The organism is Candidatus Palauibacter australiensis, assembly GCA_026705295.1.
In the GTDB taxonomy this organism is placed as follows: domain Bacteria; phylum Gemmatimonadota; class Gemmatimonadetes; order Palauibacterales; family Palauibacteraceae; genus Palauibacter; species Palauibacter australiensis.
Map to the genome: position 1 here is coordinate 1 of JAPPBA010000144.1, position 17820 is coordinate 17820.

Annotated in this window: 15 protein-coding genes; 10 read left to right on the top strand and 5 right to left on the bottom strand. The window is 70.1% G+C overall.

Annotation, left to right across the window (positions count from 1 at the left end; genetic code table 11):
* Positions 1–579: sulfotransferase (locus tag OXN85_11825; GenBank protein ID MCY3600644.1), on the top strand; the 579-nt coding region annotated here is incomplete at its 5' end.
* Entirely contained in the window at positions 576–1679 is a 1104-nt protein-coding gene (locus OXN85_11830; GenBank protein MCY3600645.1) for an NAD-dependent epimerase/dehydratase family protein, read from the top strand. The genes OXN85_11825 and OXN85_11830, both read left to right, overlap by 4 nt.
* Before the next feature lie 4 nt (positions 1680–1683).
* Here OXN85_11830 and OXN85_11835 read toward each other — a convergent pair whose 3' ends face one another.
* Positions 1684–3051, bottom strand: coding sequence for an NAD-dependent succinate-semialdehyde dehydrogenase (locus OXN85_11835; protein ID MCY3600646.1), 1368 nt, complete (start codon positions 3049–3051; stop codon positions 1684–1686).
* A 108-nt stretch (positions 3052–3159) separates the two neighbouring features.
* On the opposite strand from OXN85_11835, the gene OXN85_11840 reads away from it, so the two are divergent.
* The 7 genes from OXN85_11840 to OXN85_11870 all read left to right on the top strand — a co-directional run bounded on the left by OXN85_11840 (position 3160) and on the right by OXN85_11870 (position 13005).
* Entirely contained in the window at positions 3160–4029 is an 870-nt protein-coding gene (locus OXN85_11840; GenBank protein MCY3600647.1) for a hypothetical protein, read from the top strand.
* A 157-nt stretch (positions 4030–4186) separates the two neighbouring features.
* Positions 4187–5764: a polysulfide reductase NrfD gene (nrfD, locus tag OXN85_11845; GenBank protein ID MCY3600648.1), complete on the top strand. Its 1578-nt coding sequence runs from the start codon at positions 4187–4189 to the stop codon at positions 5762–5764.
* Positions 5761–8883: a molybdopterin-dependent oxidoreductase gene (locus OXN85_11850; protein MCY3600649.1), complete on the top strand. Its 3123-nt coding sequence runs from the start codon at positions 5761–5763 to the stop codon at positions 8881–8883. The genes nrfD and OXN85_11850 overlap by 4 nt, the downstream gene beginning before the upstream one ends.
* Positions 8884–8935: 52 nt before the next feature.
* The gene (locus OXN85_11855) at positions 8936–9829 is read left to right on the top strand and encodes a molecular chaperone TorD family protein (GenBank protein MCY3600650.1); all 894 of its coding nucleotides are present in this window, start codon (positions 8936–8938) and stop codon (positions 9827–9829) included.
* A complete protein-coding gene (locus OXN85_11860; protein ID MCY3600651.1) occupies positions 9822–11066 on the top strand; it encodes an AI-2E family transporter in 1245 nt (414 codons plus the stop codon). Before OXN85_11855 ends, OXN85_11860 begins: the two co-directional genes overlap by 8 nt.
* Before the next feature lie 18 nt (positions 11067–11084).
* Positions 11085–12476, top strand: coding sequence for a TIGR00366 family protein (locus OXN85_11865; GenBank protein MCY3600652.1), 1392 nt, complete (start codon positions 11085–11087; stop codon positions 12474–12476).
* A 31-nt stretch (positions 12477–12507) separates the two neighbouring features.
* Complete coding sequence (locus OXN85_11870; protein MCY3600653.1) at positions 12508–13005, top strand: histidine phosphatase family protein; 498 nt, start codon at positions 12508–12510, stop codon at positions 13003–13005.
* 96 nt (positions 13006–13101) lie between these two features.
* Here the strand turns inward: OXN85_11870 and OXN85_11875 are convergent, their stop codons facing one another.
* The 4 genes from OXN85_11875 to OXN85_11890 form a co-directional block, all read right to left on the bottom strand.
* Positions 13102–13731 (bottom strand): hypothetical protein, encoded by a 630-nt coding sequence (locus tag OXN85_11875; GenBank protein MCY3600654.1) that lies wholly within the window; start codon positions 13729–13731, stop codon positions 13102–13104.
* Positions 13731–14789 carry a lyase gene (locus OXN85_11880; protein MCY3600655.1) on the bottom strand — a complete coding sequence of 353 codons (1059 nt, stop codon included), beginning with the start codon at positions 14787–14789 and terminating at the stop codon, positions 13731–13733. The genes OXN85_11875 and OXN85_11880 overlap by 1 nt, the downstream gene beginning before the upstream one ends.
* Before the next feature lie 67 nt (positions 14790–14856).
* Positions 14857–16401 (bottom strand): hypothetical protein, encoded by a 1545-nt coding sequence (locus OXN85_11885; protein MCY3600656.1) that lies wholly within the window; start codon positions 16399–16401, stop codon positions 14857–14859.
* On the bottom strand, positions 16359–16799 hold the full coding sequence (locus tag OXN85_11890; GenBank protein ID MCY3600657.1) for an SRPBCC domain-containing protein: 441 nt from the start codon (positions 16797–16799) through the stop codon (positions 16359–16361). The genes OXN85_11885 and OXN85_11890 overlap by 43 nt, the downstream gene beginning before the upstream one ends.
* A 145-nt stretch (positions 16800–16944) precedes the next feature.
* Here OXN85_11890 and OXN85_11895 point away from each other — a divergent pair, with 145 nt between their 5' ends.
* Positions 16945–17517, top strand: a complete 573-nt coding sequence (locus OXN85_11895; protein ID MCY3600658.1) for a hypothetical protein — start codon at positions 16945–16947, stop codon at positions 17515–17517.
* Positions 17518–17820: the final 303 nt, after the last annotated feature.

Consider the following 17820-nt stretch of genomic DNA (forward strand, 5'->3'; position numbering starts at 1 on the left):
ATGCAGCACTACAACTATCAGCGCAGGGCCTGTCACCCGGGCAGCCAGGGCCAATGGATCTTCAAGATGCCGACCCATCTAATGGAACTGGGCGCCCTGCTTGAGGCATATCCCGACGCCCTGTTCATTCAGACGCATCGCGAACCCGTCGAATTCATGGGGTCCTGGTGCAGTCTGGTGGAGCGCTTCCGGTCGGAAATCAGCGAGCCGCGCCCCCGCAAGGAGCTCGGTACCGAACAACTGAGAGCGATGAGTCGCATGCTTGACCGCGCGGTTGAGTTTCGGCGGTCGCACCCCGAACTGGAGCACCGCTGGCACGATGTGAGCTTCTACGATCTGGTCCGCGACCCCATTGCAGTTGTGGTCGGCATCTATCGTCGGTTCGGTTGGTCGATGGAGTCCGAGTCGATTGAGGCGATGAAAGCCTGGTTCTGGAAGCAGCGGGAGCAACGGCGCGTAGAGAAGCGGCACAAGTACGATCTCGCGGACCACGGCTTGACGCGCGAAATGATCGACGAGGCGTTCGCGAGCTATCGCGATTTCCTGTCGGGCAGCGGCCGCCGGGCTTCGCTTTTGTGACACCCCGCCGCCGGTGGCCACCGCACGGGCCGGTGCTCGTCACGGGTGCGAACGGCTACGTCGCATCGTGGCTTGTGAAGCGGCTTCTGGAACAGGGCTTCGACGTCCACGGGACCGTGCGCGATCCCCGGGATCCCGCAAAAACCGGTCACCTGCGAGCGATGGCCCGGGACCTTCCCGGAACGCTGTCCCTGTTCCGCGCCGACCTCCTGGATCCCGAAGGGTTCGACGGGGCGATGGCGGGCTGCCCGCTCGTCTTCCACACAGCCTCCCCGCTCATCGTGCGCGACGTCGACGATCCGGCGCGCGATCTCATCGAACCCGCGACACGCGGCACGCGCCACGTACTGGAGGCCGCCGACCGGACAGACGCGGTCCAGCGCGTGGTGCTGACTTCCAGCATCGTGGCGATCTATGGAGATGCGGCCGACCTGGAGCAGATCGAGGCGGACCGGTTCGACGAGAGCCACTGGAACACCACCAGCCACGAAGGCCACCAGCCCTATTCCTACTCCAAGACCCTGTCCGAGCGGCTGGCCTGGCAAATGGCGGAGGAACAGGCCCGGTGGGACCTGGTGGTCGTCAATCCCGGGCTGGTTCTCGGACCCGGCCTCAGCCGAAACACGAACGCCGAGGGGGTCCTGATCATGCGCGATCTGGGAAGCGGCGCCCATCGCGTCGGCGCGCCCGAACTGGAGTTCGCCATCGTCGATGTCCGAGATGTCGCGGAGGGTCACCTGCAGGCGGGCCTCATCCCGGAGGCGGAGGGACGTCACATCCTGGTCAGCGAAACGCGCAGCCTGATCGAAATCGCCGCGACCTTGCGGGATTGCTTCGGCGACAGCTTCCCTCTGCCCCGGCGCACAGTGCCCAATCCGATGGCCATCGGATACGCGCCCCTGGGGGGGATCCCCCGCGCCGTGGCGAAGCGCAACGTGGGGTATCCCCTGAGGTTCGAGAACGCCCGCGCCAGGACCCGTCTCGGCATCACCTTCCGTCCCGTCGAGGAGACCGTCACGAGTCACTTCCAGCAACTGCTGAACGACGGTCTCGTCTCCTCGCCCCGGCGATCGGGTTCCGCCGCGCGAGGTCGAGGCTAGCGCGTCAGTCGCCGACCCACACGGTCTTCACGTTCACGAACTCGCGGATCGCGTGGGGGCCGAGTTCCCGCCCGTAGCCCGAGCGTTTGACGCCGCCGAAGGGGACGCGGGGATCCGAGGCGGACATCCCGTTGATGAAGACGCCGCCGGCCTCCAGGTCGCGGACGGCCCGGGCCCGTTCCTCGGGATCGTTCGTCCAGATGGCGGAGCAGAGGCCGAACTCCGTCGCGTTCGCCCGCTCGATGGCCTCGTCCATGTCGGCGACCGGGAAGATGCTGGCGACCGGGCCGAAGATCTCGTCATCCGTGGCCGGGGAGCCGTCCGGGACGTCGGTGAGTACGGTCGGCTCGTAGAACCATCCGCGGCGGTCGGGTACGCGCCCGCCCGCGGCCACCCGGGCGCCGGCGGCCACGGTGGCCTCCACCTGCTCCGCGACGTGGTCCCTCAGGTCGCGGCGGGCCAGCGGTCCGATTTCGACCTCGGACTCCTTCGGGTCTCCGACGCGGAGCGCCGACACGCGTTCGACGAGCCGCTCGGTGAACGCGTCTGCGATCGAACTCTGGACGAGCATCCGCTTCGCGGCGATGCACGACTGGCCGTTGTTCCACATGCGCGCGTCGACGGCGGTCGCGACGGCCCGTTCGAGGTCCGCGCTCTCCATGACGATGAAGGGGTCGCTGCCGCCGAGTTCGAGCACGGTCGTCTTGATGCGGCGTCCCGCCTCGGCCGCGAGCGCGGAGCCGGCCGCGACGGAGCCCGTGAGAGAAGCGGCCTGCACCGTCGGATCGTCGAGTACGCGCGGGATGTCCCCTACCTCGACGAAGACGTTCTGGAATACGCCCTCCGGGAAACCGGCGCGCGAGAACAATCCCTCGAGCGCGACCGCGCACTGCGGCACGTTGGGCGAGTGCTTGAGCAGGAAGGCGTTGCCCGCCAGGACCGTCGGCACGGCGGAGCGCATGGCCTGCCAGAAGGGGAAGTTCCACGGCATGATCCCGAGCACCGCGCCCAGGGGGTGGTACTCGACCCAGCAATGGGTGCCGGTGGACTCGAAGCGCTCCGGGGCCAGGTGGGCGGGCCCGTGCTCGGCGTAGTACCGGCACACCCAGGCGCATTTCTCCGCCTCGGCGACCGCGCTGGCGAGCGGCTTGCCCATCTCGCGCGTCATCAGCAGGCCGTAGGCCGCTTTGCCCCGATCGACGAGTTCCGCCAGCGAGAGGAGACGTTCGGCCCTCTCGGCCACCGGCACCCGCCGCCACACCTCGAACGCGTCCCGCGCCCGCTCGAGCGCGGCGTCGATGCCGCCCCCATCCAGCGCCGGAAACGCGGCGAGCCGTTCCTCCGTGGTCGGATCTATGCTCTCGAAAGGCATCTCGTTCTCTCTCACGAGACGTTACCATGGCCACGCTCAGACTAGCGAAATCGTCCGGTTTCGGCGCGCGACCCGCAAGCCCCGGTCGGACCAGCCCTGGAGCCGTACATGACCGAAGCCGACACTCTTGCCGACGGCGCCGCCGCCGGGGACGCTTTCGAGGCGGATCTCGCCCGGGACCTGCTTGCCGCCCGCGACAGGCGCGAAACAGTCCGGCCGCCCACGCAACGCACCGGACAGTTCGGTCTCGACCGGGCCTATCGCGTCGGGGCCGCGCTCGACCGAAGCCTGCAGCAAGAGGGATACGGTCTGTTGGGCTGCAAGGTCGGGTTCACGAACCGCGCGATCTGGCCACAACTTGGGCTCGACGAGCCGATCATCGCCCCCATCTACGCCCGCACGCTGCGCCTGGCGAGGCCGGTGACCGAGATCTCCCTGGCGAGGTTCCGCGCCCCGATGATCGAAGTGGAGGTCGTCTTCGGCATTGCACCGGAGGGTGGCGCGCCCAACGGTGAGGCGGCGGACGGTGACGCGCCCGGCGGCGGCCAGCCGGACTGGATCGCGCTCGGATTCGAGATCGTCGACTGCCACTACCCGGACTGGCATCTCACGCCGGCGGATTCCGTCGCCGACTTCGGGCTCCACGGCGCGCTCGTCGTCGGTCTGCCGGTCAACCGGGACGTGCCGGACTTCCACGAACGGGTGGCCCGCCTCGACCGGCTCGAGGTCAGCCTCCTGCGTGACGAGACACTCGTGGCGCACGGGCGGGGAAGCGATGTCCTCGGGCATCCGCTCGAGGCGCTGGAGGTCGTGCCTCGGCTTTGGCCGCGCTTCTCCGATGCCGGGGTCCCGGAAAACGGCCTGGTCGTGAGCACGGGGACGATGACCCCGCTCGAGCCGCTGTCCCCCGGCGAGATGTGGCGGGTGGAGGCGAAGGGCGTGGATCTCCCGGGCCTCTCAATCGTGCTGACCGACTGACGGACCGAGGGGCCGCCCGATGGAACGGGCTTGCCCAACCCGTCGCGAGAATGGAACATAGCAGGCCACGGCCTGCCAGCAGCGCGACGTAACCGGAGACCGCCGGTCCGCGCGAGCGCGAGGCCACGACCGCCCAACCCTTTCACGGGGAGCGCGCATGCCGGAGTCCGCGGGGACGGGGCCCGAGACGGCCCGCTGGGCGAAAGTCATCGACCACACCCGCTGTATCGGCTGCCACGCCTGCACGACGGCCTGCAAGTCGGAGAACGAGGTCCCGCTCGGCGTCACCCGCACCTACGTGAAGTACGCCGACGTGGGGACCTTTCCGGCCGCGCGGCGCGCCTTCCAGGTCACGCGCTGCAACCAGTGTGACGACGCGCCGTGCACGACCGCGTGCCCGACCCAGGCCATGTTCCGCCGTCCCGACGGGATCGTGGACTTCGACAAGTCGATCTGCATCGGCTGCAAGGCGTGCATCGCCGCCTGTCCCTACGACGCGATCTTCATCAACCCCGACGACCATTCCGCAGAGAAGTGCAACTTCTGCGCCCACCGGATCGACATGGGGCTGGAGCCGGCCTGCGTCACCGTGTGCCCGACGGAGGCGATCATCGTCGGCGACCTCGACGACCCGGAATCGAAGGTCTCGCAATACGTAGGGCGCGATCCGGTGAGCGTCCGGAGGCCTGAGAAGGAGACCCACCCGAAGCTGTTCTACAAGGGCGCGCACCAGGCGACGCTCGATCCGCTGGCGGCGGTCCGTCCCGGGGGCGGGCTGTACATGTGGAGCGAGCAGCCCGAGGGTCCGCACGAGGTCGGCTCGGGCCAGCCGCACCCGATGGGAACGGACGGACGGCACGGCCCGAACTCCTCGGCCGCCGCGATCCTCTCCTACGATGTCTCGCACACCGCGCCCTGGGACTGGCGCGTGAGCCTGTACACGCTCACCAAGGGGGTCTCCGCCGGCGTGTACCTCGCCGTGCTCCTCCTCTGCCTGCTGGGCGGGTTCGCGTGGCAGGGCGGGACCTGGCTCACCCTCACGCCGCTCCTCGGTCTCGCCGCGCTCGCGCTCACCGGCGGGCTGCTGATCTGGGATCTGGAGCACCCGAAGCGCTTCCTCCTCATCTTCACGAGACCCCACATGAAGAGCTGGCTCGTGCGGGGGGCGTTCGTGATCGCGGGCTACGGCGCGGCGCTGACCGCGCACCTCGCGGCGGCGCTGGTCGGCGGCGCCGGCGGCGTGGAGGCGACGCGCTGGATGGCGTGGGCGGGGGCGCCCCTGGCCGGCATGACCGCGGTCTACACGGCGTACCTCTTCGCACAGGCCCGGGCGCGCGATCTGTGGCAGAATCCGCTCCTGCCGCCGCACTTTCTCGTACAGGCGCTGCTGGCCGGCGGCGCGGCCCTGATGCTCTTCCCGTCGCTCGGAGACTCCGCCGCGCTGGGCCGGCTCGTGGGGCTCACGGCCGCCGCGCACCTCCTGCTCGTGCTCGCCGAACTCACGCTCACGCACGCGACGGCCCACGCCGCCCTTGCCGCCCGGAACATGGTGCGAGGCCGCTACGCCCCCTGGTTCTGGAGCGGCATCCTGCTCGTGACGCTCGCGGCCGCCCTCACGGTGATCCCGCTCGCCGGCGCCTGGGTCGCCCCGCTGATCGGCGTCGCCGCCCTCGCCGGGCTCCTCGCGCACGAGCACGCGTACGTGCAGGCCGGCCAGTCCGTGCCCCTCGCATGAGCGATCCGCGCGGCCCGGGCCGCAACGGCTCCGGCGCCGGTGGCAACGGTTCCGGCCCCGACGGCGTCCCGCGGCGGCTGCACGAACTCAGCGAGCGCGTAAGCGCCGCGCGCTCGGCGACCGAGGCTCGCGGCGAGACCTTCTATCCCGGCCCCAGCCGCAACCAGCTCGCCGCCTTCCCCCCGCGGGAACGCTGGGACGACTGGGTCGAACTCGACTCGAAGGCCTGGCCGGAGCGGCGCGAGCGGCGCTACATGCTCGTGCCCACGACCTGCTTCAACTGCGAGTCCGCCTGCGGGCTCCTGGCCTATGTCGACCGCGACACCCTCCAGGTGCAGAAGTTCGAGGGGAACCCCGAACATCCCGGCTCCCGGGGCAGAAACTGCGCCAAGGGCCCGGCCACGCTGAACCAGATCGTCGACCCCGACCGCGTCCTCTACCCACTGAAGCGCGCCGGCGCGCGCGGGGAGGGGAAGTGGGTGCGCGTCTCGTGGGAGGAGGCGCTCAACGACATCTCGGCCCGGATCCGCACGGCCATCGAAGAGGGTCGCCAGCGCGAGGTCATGTACCACGTCGGGCGTCCGGGCGAGGACGGGTTCACGGAGCGGGTGCTCGCCGCGTGGGGCGTCGACGGCCACAACTCGCACACGAACATCTGTTCCTCGAGCGCGCGCGCCGGCTACCAGTTCTGGCTCGGAATGGACCGCCCCAGCCCCGACCACGCCCGCGCGGACGTCATCCTCCTCGTGAGTTCCCACCTCGAGGCGGGGCACTACTTCAACCCCCACGCCCAGCGCATCCTGGACGGCGTCAAGAAGGGGGCGCGGCTCATCGTCTTCGACACGCGCCTGTCGAACACGGCGACGCACGCCGACCACTGGCTTCCCACCCAACCCGGCTCCGAGGCCGCCGTTCTCCTCGCGATCGCGAACCACCTGATCGCGACGGGGGCCTGGAACCGCGACTTCGTGCGGCGCTGGTTCAACTGGGAGGAATACCTCGCCGCCGAGAAGCCGACTCTCCCGCGCACCTTCGAGTCGTTCGAGGCCGCACTCCGCGAGCTGTATGAAGCATGCACCTTCGAATGGGCCGCGGAGGAGTCCGGCATCGATGCGGAGCAGATCCGCGAGGTCGCCGAACTCGTGGCGCGGGCCGGTTCCCGCCTCTCCACGCACAACTGGCGGAGCGCCGCATCGGGCAACGAGGGCGGTTGGCAGGTGGCCCGGACGCTCTTCTTCCTCAACGCCCTCACGGGTTCCGTGGCGACCCCCGGCGGCACCTATCCGAGCACGTGGAACAAGTTCATCCCGAAGCCGATCCGCATGCCCCGGCACCCGGAGCACTGGAACGAACTCACCTGGCCTGACGAGTTTCCGCTGGCGATGTACGAGGTCTCCTTCCTCCTCCCGCACCTCCTCAAGGAGGGACGCGGCAAGCTCGACGTCTACTTCACGCGCGTGTACAACCCGGTGTGGACGAATCCGGACGGGTTCGCGTGGATCGAGGCCCTGACGGATGAGGAGAAGGTCGGCCTCCATGTCGCGCTCACGCCGACCTGGAACGAGTCCGCCTACTTCGCGGACTACGTCCTTCCGATGGGACACGGACCCGAGCGGCACGACGTCCACTCCTACGAGACGCACGACGGCCAGTGGATCGGCTTCCGGCAGCCCGTGCTGCGCTCCGCCCGGCAGCGTCTCGGCGAGCAGGTGGCGGACACGCGCCACACGAACCCGGGCGAAGTGTGGGAGGAGAACGAGTTCTGGCTCGAGCTCTCCTGGCGCATCGACCCGGACGGCAGCCTCGGGATCCGCGAGTTCGTGGAGTCGAAGGAGAAGCCCGGACAGCGCCTCACGGTGGACGAGTACTACGCCTGGATGTTCGAGCACTCCGTGCCCGGCCTGCCCGAGGCGGCGGCCGCGCAGGGGCTCTCGCCGCTGGACTACATGCGCCGCTACGGCGCCTTCGAGGTGGCGCGCGACATCGGTCCGCTGCACGAGCGGCCCGTCCCGCCCGAGGAACTCGAGGACGCGCGGGAGGATGAGTTCGGCCGCGTCTACACGCGGGCCCCGGGCCCCGCCGCGGTGAACCTCGCACCCATGGGCGCGCCCGATCCGGATCCGGAGGGGCGGCGCCCGGTGGGCGTCCGCGTGGACGACACGATTCGGCGCGGATTCCCGACCCCGAGCGGCAAGCTGGAGTTCTACTCCCCCACGCTCGTCCGCTGGGGATGGCCCGAGTACGCGGTGCCCGCCTACATCCGGAGCCATGTGCATCCGGCCGCCATGGAGCCGGACCAGATGTGCCTCATCTCCACCTTCCGCCTCCCGGTGCAGATCCACACGCGTTCGGCCAACTCCAAGTGGCTGGATGAGATCGCCCACACGAACCCGCTCTGGCTCCACCCGTCCGACGCGGCGCGGAAGGGGGTGAGGACGGGAGATCTCGTGCGGGTCGAGACCGAGATCGGCCACTTCGTCCTCAAGGCGTGGGTGACGGAGGGGATCAAGCCGGGCGTCGTCGCGTGCAGCCACCACATGGGGCGCTGGAAGCTGGCGGACGCGGGGGGCTCGGGCCCGGACGTGGGCGAGCCGGGGACGGCCGGCCGCGGCGAGCGCGAGAACATGGCCGGCCAGCGGCAGCTCATGGCCACGGTCTCTCTCTCGGGGGAAGGCGGCGACTGGAAGCTGTCACGCAGGCAGGGCGCGGCGCCGTACGAGACCGACGACCCGGACACGTCGCGGATCTGGTGGACGGATGTGGGTGTCCACCAGAACCTCACCTTCCCGGTGCACCCGGACCCGGTGTCCGGCATGCACTGCTGGCACCAGGCCGTGCGCGTGGTCAAGGCGTCGCGGCGCGACCGTCACGGGGACATTCACGTCGACACGGCCCGGTCGCACGAGGTGTACCGGCAGTGGCTCGACAAGACGCGCGGGGCCGTGCGGCATTCTCCCGACGGGACGCGCCGGCCGCACTGGCTCATCCGTCCGGTGCGTCCCGTGCGCACCGCATACGATCTCCCGGAACCGCACGGCTCGACGCCGCCGGACCCGGGCTCGCCGGAACCCGATGAGGCGCAACTTGACAGCAAATCGAGCCCCCCATCTACTTCATAATGTGAACGTGAACAGTGCCGCACGCGCCGCCGGCGCGAGACACTAGCCGGCCATGGAGCTGTTTCGCGCCCTCGGCGCGCTTCTCGATGGCCCGTGCGGGGAGAATCGGCTCATCGGCCACCTCCTCGAACTGGGTCCGGTGCCGGACGAGCCCACGCACAACGACCTCTTCCTCTTCCAACTTTATCCGTACTCCTCCGCCTTCCTGGGGACGGACGGCCGCATGGGCGGGGAGGCGCGCGACCGCGTCGCCGGCTTCTGGCGCGCGCTCGGGACGACGCCCCCGGAGGATCCGGATCACCTTCGGGCCCTGCTGGGGGGCTACGCCTGGCTCGTGGATGCCCAGCACAGGGGAAACGGCAAGTCGGCCCAGGCCTGTCGCGACGCGCGGCACGCCTTCCTCTGGGAGCACCTGCTCTCGTGGGTCCTCCCCTTTCTCACCAAGCTGCGGCAGATCGCGCCCCCGTTCTACCGGGAGTGGGCCGACACGCTCGAGACCCTCCTCTTCAACGAATCCGCCCGCCTCGGGCCGCCGACGCGACGCCCGCTCGCGCTCCGCGAGGCGAAGCCGGTGCCCGACCCGCGGCGGACCGATGGGGACAGCTTCTTCAACGCCCTCCTGAGCCCCGTCCGCAGCGGGCTCGTCCTCACGCGGGCGGACCTCGCGAGAGCCGCGCGCGACCTCGGCTTCGGTCTCCGCGTGGGCGAGCGCGCCTACATCCTCCGGTCCATGATGTCGCAGGGGCCCCGCGCGACCCTGGACTGGCTCGCATGCGAGGCGCGGGACTGGGCGCGTCTTCACGACCGCGGGGGGGCTACGGCGCCGGAAGTCGCGGATTTCTGGACACACCGCGTGACCGCGACGGGTCGCCTCCTCAGCGACCTGAGCACCGATATCGGCGCCGACCTCGACTCCGACCTCAGCGCCGACGTACAGAATGGCTGACGCCGGCGGGAACCCGCCCCTCCATCCGGGGCGTTTCCGCGCCATCTTCCTTCTCCTGCTCGTCGTCGGGATCAGCCTCCTCTTCCTCCAGATGATCCGGACGTTCCTCACGGCGCTCTTCCTGGGGGCGATCCTCAGCGGCCTCATGTACCCCGCCTACCGCACCCTCTGCCGGTGGTTCGGCGGAAGGGAGGGGCTGGCCTCCTTCGCCGCGGTCGGGCTGTTCGTGATCCTCCTCATCGGGCCGGTCACGGCGTTCCTCGGCATCGTCGCGAACCAGGCCGTGCACGTCACGCAAACGGCGGGCCCGTGGATCGAGAATCTGCAGGCTCAGCTGCGGCAGCCGGGCGGGCTCGACGAGCTGCTCGACCGGATTCCCTGGCTGGATTCGCTACGACCATACCAGGAGCAGCTCCTCCAGAGGCTGGGAGAAGTCGCGAGGTCCGTCGGGAGTTTCGCGGTCGACTGGCTCGCCGGTGTTACGACGGCCACCGTGCGGGTCGTCTTCCTCCTGCTGCTGATGCTGTACGCCATGTTCTTCTTCCTGAAGGACGGCCGCGGCGTGCTGCACAAGGTCCTCTACTACCTCCCGCTCTCCGACGAAGACGAGCGCCGCATGCTCGACCGCTTCGTCTCCGTGACGCGGGCGATGGTGAAGGGGACGTTTCTCATCGGCATCGTGCAGGGCGCGCTGGCCGGGCTCGCCTTCTGGGTGGTGGGCATTCCGTCCGCCGCCTTCTGGGGCACGGTCATGGCGGTCCTCTCGATCGTGCCGGGGATCGGGTCCGCGCTCGTGTGGCTGCCCGCCGCGATCTACCTGCTCGCCGCCGACCAGGTCGTCGGCGGCATCGGGCTCATCCTGTGGTGCGGTCTCGTGGTGGGGACGCTGGACAACCTCATGCGCCCCTGGCTCGTCGGGCGCGACACCCGGATGCCGGACCTGATGATCCTGCTCGGCACCCTCGGCGGGCTCATCGCCTTCGGCATGGCCGGCGTACTCATTGGCCCCATCGTCGCGGCGCTCTTCATCACCGTGTGGGAACTCTACGGCGAGTCCTTCCGGGAGGTGCTGCCGGCCACGGCCTTCGGCGCGTCGGCGCCCGCGGAGGCCGGTGCCGGAGAGCCGGCGTCGGATGCCGCCGCGGCGGCCGGGCCGAAAGCCGACGCGGCCGTAGCCGCTGCGCAGGATTCCCCGCCGGAAGCTGCCCAGCCGGGTGCCTCCCCACCCGAGCCCTAGACCGATCCACCGGACGGCATGAGCGGGCGCCCGCTGGACCGGCTACGCGAGAGCGGCGCGGCGCTCTCCCGCGTCACGGAGCGCTGGGTGCCCGACGCGTGGGTGATCCTCATGTCGCTCACCGTGATTGCGCTCCTCCTCGCGGTCACGGGCGGCGGTGCTTCGATCCCGGAGGCGGGGCTCGCGTGGGGCGCCGGGGTCTGGACGCTGCTCGAACTGGCGATGCAGTTCTCGATCATCATGGTGGCGGCCCACGCGTGTGCCTCGTCCCCCCCGATGTACCGGATGCTCGACCGCCTCGCCGGGCTCCCGAACCCCGAACGCCCCGTGCAGGCGGTGGCCCTCGCCGCCGGATTCTCGATGGCGGCCGGCTATCTCAACTGGGCGTTCGGGCTCGTCGGGTCCGCGCTCTTCGTCCCGTTCATCCTCAAGCGCAACCCGCGGGCCGACGTGCGCCTCGTCATCGCCGCGGCGTACATGGGCATCGGGACCGTGTGGCAGAGCGGCCTCTCCAGCTCCGCTCCGCTCATCATGGCCACGCCCGGCAACCCCCTGCTCGAGCCGGGCGCCGGCGCTCCGGTCGTGGGCCGTCTCTATCCGGTCACCGAGACGCTCTTTCATCCCTTCAACCTCGGGTACGCCGCCGTCATGCTGCTCGTGGGACTCGTGGCCGCGATGGCGCTCCACCCGCACCGCGACGCTGTCACCCTCACCGAGGCGGAGGTCGACGAGATCCTCCCCGCGCCCCCGCCGCCGGCGCGCGCGGGGACGACCCCGGCCGAGCGCCTCGACCGCTTCCGAGGCTGGACGCTGCTTGCCGCCGTCCTCCTCGCGTATCCCCTCATCCACTCGATCGTCACCCGCGGTTTCGGCGCGAGCTGGACCATCAACGCGTACAACACGGTCTTCCTCGCCGTGGCGCTCCTCCTCCACGGCCGGCCGACGTCGTTCCTGAGGGCCTGCCGCCACGGGGTGTCCTCAGCGTGGGGGATCATCCTCCAGTTTCCCTTCTACGCCGGCATCTTCGGCGTCATCCAGAACACGAACCTGGGAAGCTGGCTCGGCGAGCAGTTCGCCGCCGTCGCCACGACGCGGCTCTACCCCCTCGTGGTCTACGTCTATTCGGGCATCATGAGCATGTTCATCCCCTCGGCGGGCTCCAAGTGGATGATCGAGGCGCCGTACGTGATCCCCGCCGGCGAGGCGCTCGATGTGTCCGTCATGACCGTCCTCCTCGCGTACGCCTACGGAGACTCCGCCTTCAACCTCATCCACCCGTTCTGGGCGCTCCCCATCCTCGCGGTGACGCGGCGCCGCTTCGGGGAGATCCTCGGCTACGCCTTCCTCCTCTGGCTGGCGACGATCCTGCTCGGGGTCGCGACCATGCTCGTGATCCCGATCCGCTGGTGACGCTCATGACGCCCGTGACCCCCGTGACCCGATGAAGACCCTGCTCATCCTCCGGCACGCGAAGTCCTCCTGGGACCATCCCGGACTCCGCGACCACGACCGCCCGCTGAATCCCCGCGGCCGTCGCGACGCGCCCCGCATGGGGCGCTTCCTCGCGGAACGCGACCTCGTGCCCGACCGCATCGTGAGTTCGACCGCCGTCCGCGCGCGCACCACGGCGGAACTCGCGGCGGCGGAGTTCGGCGAGGAGGTGGAGATCGAGACGACGCATGACCTCTACGGCGCCTCTCCCGACGGCTACATCGAGGTCGCGGAAGTGATGGGGGGAACGGCGGAGCGCCTCATGCTCGTCGGGCACAACCCGGGCATCACCTCCCTCGTCTGGCACCTGACGGGCGAGGGCGAGTACATGCCGACCGCCGCCGTCGCCGCGGTGGAACTCGACATCGACGACTGGGCCGAACTCGGCGTGGCCAGGCGCGGCCGCCTGATCGGCTGCTGGCGCCCCAAGGGGCTCCCGCCGGACTGACGTCCAACAGGGGGTGTGAGACGTTCCCGCGGGAACGTTGGAACCGGCCAGTGACGCAACTGGCCGAACGAGCCGTTCCCGCGGGAACGTGTAACGTCAGCGTCCGGCCGGGGGGATCGCGATCGAGAGCGTGTAGACGAGGTCGTCGAGGGGGGAGTCGTCGCCACCTCCGGAGTTGGCGGCGAGGTGGAGGACGACCGGGGCGTCCGCGTCGGGGGCGCGCCATTCGAATGTCCACTCCGCGACGTGGTCCGCCGGCGTGGAGCCGGCGCGGGTGTGCTGGACGTATTCGGTGCCGTTCTCCGCTCGCACGACGGTGACGCGGTCGTCGAGCGGTCGGATCTCGCCGGCGCCCGCCCCCCGGCGCTCTCCGTCGTTGAAACGGAACGACGCCTGGAAGCCGGCGGCGAGCATGTCGAAGCTCTCGAAACGGATCGTCACCGGGTGGCGCTGGCCGGGCTGGTAGCCGCCGTCGAGTCCGAGCACCTGCAGCGCGGCCCCCGGTTCGTTGAGCGGGGCCCCGAAGTGACAGGTGGCGCAGGTCGGCTCCCCGAAGCCCCCCGTGTGACCTGGAGGCGGCCCCTCGATATGCGGTGGCGCGTGCGCCCGGTGGGGCGCCGCGTCGCGCGGCCCGGCGCCGGAGTCCTCCGCGGGGATCGCAGCGACCCCGGCCAGCGCGAGGAGGCCCGCGGCGCAGAGCGCGGCCGCGGGCCCCGGCGGGGACATCAGCGCGAGCGCGGCGACACCACCGCCCGGCCGACCGTGTTCACGTCCGCCCCGAACCAGATCGAGTCCGTGGCCGGATCGTAGTACATGTGCCGGATCGTGCCGCCCCCGCTCGGCACGTCGAGCGTGCCCACGAACTCCTCCTTGTCCGTGTCGAAGCCCACGAACCGGTTCGGCTGGATCCCCGTCTCGACGAGCCACACGACGTCGTACTTGTCGATCGCCACCCCGTACGGCCGCGACTCCTCGCCCGCCGGCAGGTCGTATTCCCGCTGGAATCCGCCGCCCTCCTCGACGAGACCGATCTTCCCCCGGCTGTAGTCGACGTACCAGATCCGGTCCTTCGAGTCGATGACCAGGCGGCGCGGCCGCGCGCCCTCGGGCAGGTCGTAGCCGATGAGTTCGAACGAGGACGGCTCCACCATCCCGATCAGGTTCGTGTTGAAGTGCGCGATCCAGGGCCGGTTCTCCGAGTCGAGCTTGACCCCGTACGGGCGGCTCGAGCCCATGCCGCGGCGCGTCTCGACCTCGGGCGCCTCCACCAGCCGCACGTCTCTCGACTCCTTGTCGAGGAAGCCGACCAGGTTCCCGCCCTGCACGGAGAACCAGATGTCCCCGTTGTCGTCCCAGATCAGCGTGTGCGGATCCCGCGCGCGCTCGTCCGGCATCATGATCTTGTCGATCTCGCCCGTGGCCGGGTCGATGATCCCGATGTGGTTCGCCCGGTTGCCGGCGTAGTAGACCATCCCGTCATCGTCGACGATCAGGTTGTGGGGTCCCGTGCCGTCGTCCATGTCGTAGCGCTTGAACTCCCCGGTGGCGGGGTCCAGCACGGCGGCGTAGTGGGCGGCCTGTCCCACGAACCAGACGCGGCCGTCCGGTCCGACGAACGGGTCGCGCGGCCGGCTGTCGGGGTAGGGCACGGTCCATTCCTCGATCGTGAGCACGTCGGTCGACGCGGTGTGGTCCTGCGCCGCCGCCTCCCCGGAGCCGACGAAGGCCGACGCCACCGCGAGCGCTGCCGCCGCCAGCGTCGTTATCCGAATTCGATGGGTCATTTCCCTGCCTCCCCGATCGCTGTCACCTGAAGTCGCCGGCCCCCCCGCTTCCAGCCGGTCCCGCACGCTATCCAGAAGACCCCCGATCCGCCGAATCCGTTGATTCACGGGGTGTCCTGGACTCCCCGCCCGGCGCGTCGCCGCCTGCTTTGCGCGTCGCCGCCCGCACCTTGGGCGTCAGGTAGACATTGGCGGTCAGACGGCCCATCAGAAAGCCGGTGAAGGCGGCGGTCGCGCCGACCCAGCCCAGCCCCCAGCCGACCGCGACGAACACGATGGCCACGGCCGTGATCTCCGCGGCGGTCCCGACGATGATCGGACCCGTCGTCCGGTGCCGGATCAGCGTGCCCCGCTGCAGCGAGAGGAGGACGCCGAGGAAGGGGACCGGGGTGAGCACCCGCGCGGCCGGAATCGCGAAGGAGGCGAGTTCGGGAGTGAGGCCGGAGACGTGGACGAACCAGAGCTGAGAGAGGGGGGTGAACGCGAGGAGCGCGAGAATGCCGGAGAGCGTCGCGCCGAGACCGATGGCGAAGCGGCGGATTTCGTCGTAGCCCTCGTTCCGCCGGCCCAGAAGCGCGATGACCGCGTCCTGGAAGCTGAGGCCCACGGAACGGAAGATGAACCCGAGCGAGTGCACAACCGGGAACACGGCGAGCGACTCGACCGGCGACGCGGCGCGACCCATGAAGAAGGTCAGCATCGGCTGAATCGCGATCCCGATCAGCGACGTGAGCATGAGCGGGACGTAGAAGCGCCCGATGTCACCGAAGCCCAGCTCGCCCCCGCCGGTCCCCGCGCCCGACGCCGGATCGGCGGTCGAGACGCCCACGCGGCCGATCTCCGCGATGTCGTGGGGGTCCGACGAGACCGCCACCGGGTCGGTCGCATCGGCCGGGCGGCCCGCCGGGACGAGGAGGGTGCGGATGGCGTCCCGGGCCATCCAGCGCGCCACCGCCGCCTCCATCACCACGCCGAACGAGAGCGCGGAGGCCCCGACCGCGGCGCCGGGGAGTTCGGTGGCGATGGCGAGGGCGAGCGCGGCGACCGACATCGAGACGAGCCGCACGACCGTCCCGCCGGCCACGAGCCGCGTCCGCCCGGACCGGATGAGCACGCCCTGCCAGAAGCGCCGGTAGCCGATGGCGGCCGGCCAGGGCAGGAAGCACCACAGCGCCCCGTACGTGAGGCGCGCCAGTTCTTCCGGCAGGCCGAGCACCCCCAGCATGAGCCCGCGGTGCACCGGCGGCACGAGCACGGCGAGGAGCATCAGCGTGGAGAAGGCGTTCAGCCCGTGCGCGAACGTCCGCAGCCGCCGGTAGGAGACGGCGTCCTCCACGAGGGCGGTCGAGGCGCTCAGCAGCATGATGACCGGCGCCTCCATCAGCACCGCCAGCGCGATCGCCACGCCGTAGGCCGCCAGCCCCAGCGTGGGATCCGGCAGCCGCGCCACCACCGCCGCCAGGTAGGGCCCCTCGACCGCCATCATCAACCACGTGGCGGCCAGCGGGGCCCAGAAGGCGAAGATCCGGCGTGGCGAAAGGTCCGTGGCGGCGTTCAGCGGGGCGGCGTTCAGCGGAAGAGACCTTCCAGGCGCTCCAGCGACCACGTCCACCCGAGACGGTGTCCCTCCGCGGCTTCGGGGGCGGCGAAGCCCTCATGCGCGAGGACGACCTCGGTCGACGCTCCGGCGGCGATGAACTCGACCGTGACGAGCGTCTCGCCGACCGCGGATGCGGGCTCCTCCCAGTCCCAGGTGTACACGAGCCGGTTCGGGGGATCGACCTCGCGGTATACTCCGAACGCCGTATGGAGCGTCCCTTCTTCCGCCTCGATGAGAAGGCGGTACGGTCCCCCGGGCACGAGGTCTACCTGCGAGTCCCGGATCGTCCCGCCCGGAGGGCAGGACCAGTGCCGGATCCGATCCGGTTCGGTCCAGGCGCGGAACACCGCCTCCGGCGGCGCGGGGATCGTTCTCGTGACGCGGCACGCTCGATCGGCAGGAGGGGTCATCCGGATTCTCCTCGGAATTCAGGCGAAGTCTGGCGCCGTATCCGGCGTGGAATCTGGCGCGAGACGATGGGACGGGATCAGGTTGTCCCATTCGTACACGATCGACGACTCGTCGGGCAAGGAGTTCCCCGTTTCTGAAACGTTCGTGAATTCGGCACGGCCGATCGTTGCAGCGGTCGTCTTCGGACTCCTCGCGCCCGTGGCCGGGGCTGCCCAGGGATCCGTCTCGAGCAGAGATCGGTTCGCCCTGTTTGCCGCATGCAGCGCCGTTCCGGTGGAGGTCTTCGTCACCAACACGGGCGGGCCGGCCGACATCACGACGCCGGCCGTGGAAGGCATGGCGACGAGCCGGCTTCAGGCGGCCGGGATCGACGCCCCCGCCGGCCCACCCGGCGCGTCCACCCTCCAGTTGTCCGTATTCGTCAGTGCTCAGAGGATCACCGCAAGCGCCGTGGTGACGGTCTACGTCATCCGCCTCCGTCTCCTGAAGCTCCTCTACGACCGCCAGAGCGACCCCTGGGTGGGAGAAGCCGGTTCCGAGGACTCCCCCGACGCCGCGCCGGAATGGTTGAACTGGGCGCCGACGTGGGAAACGCCGCAACAGGGAATCGGCTTCTATCTCGGGCGCGACGGGGGTCCCGTCACGAGTCTGGTCGCCAGCATGCTGGACGAATTCGTGCGCGAGTACGTGCGCGTCAACGCCGAGGCGTGCCGGTAGCCGTCCCCGCTGGCCGATTGCCGCCGAGCGTGGCCCGCACCTAGGTTGCTCGATTCCGCTACGCGCTCGACCCGGCTACGCGTGCACCCATTCCGAGAGGATCGCCGTTGCGCAAGCTCCGCGTAGGTATCGTGGACCTCGTATCGAAGGGACCCACGAAGGCCCTGTACGCCAAGGTGATGCACGCGAACCTCGCGAGCATCATGCCGCAGGTTCTCGGCGCGTGGTGCGAGGAGGCCGGGCACGATGTGAGCCTCGTCTGCTACACCGGCTTCGAAGACCTCGTCGAGGAACTCCCGCAAG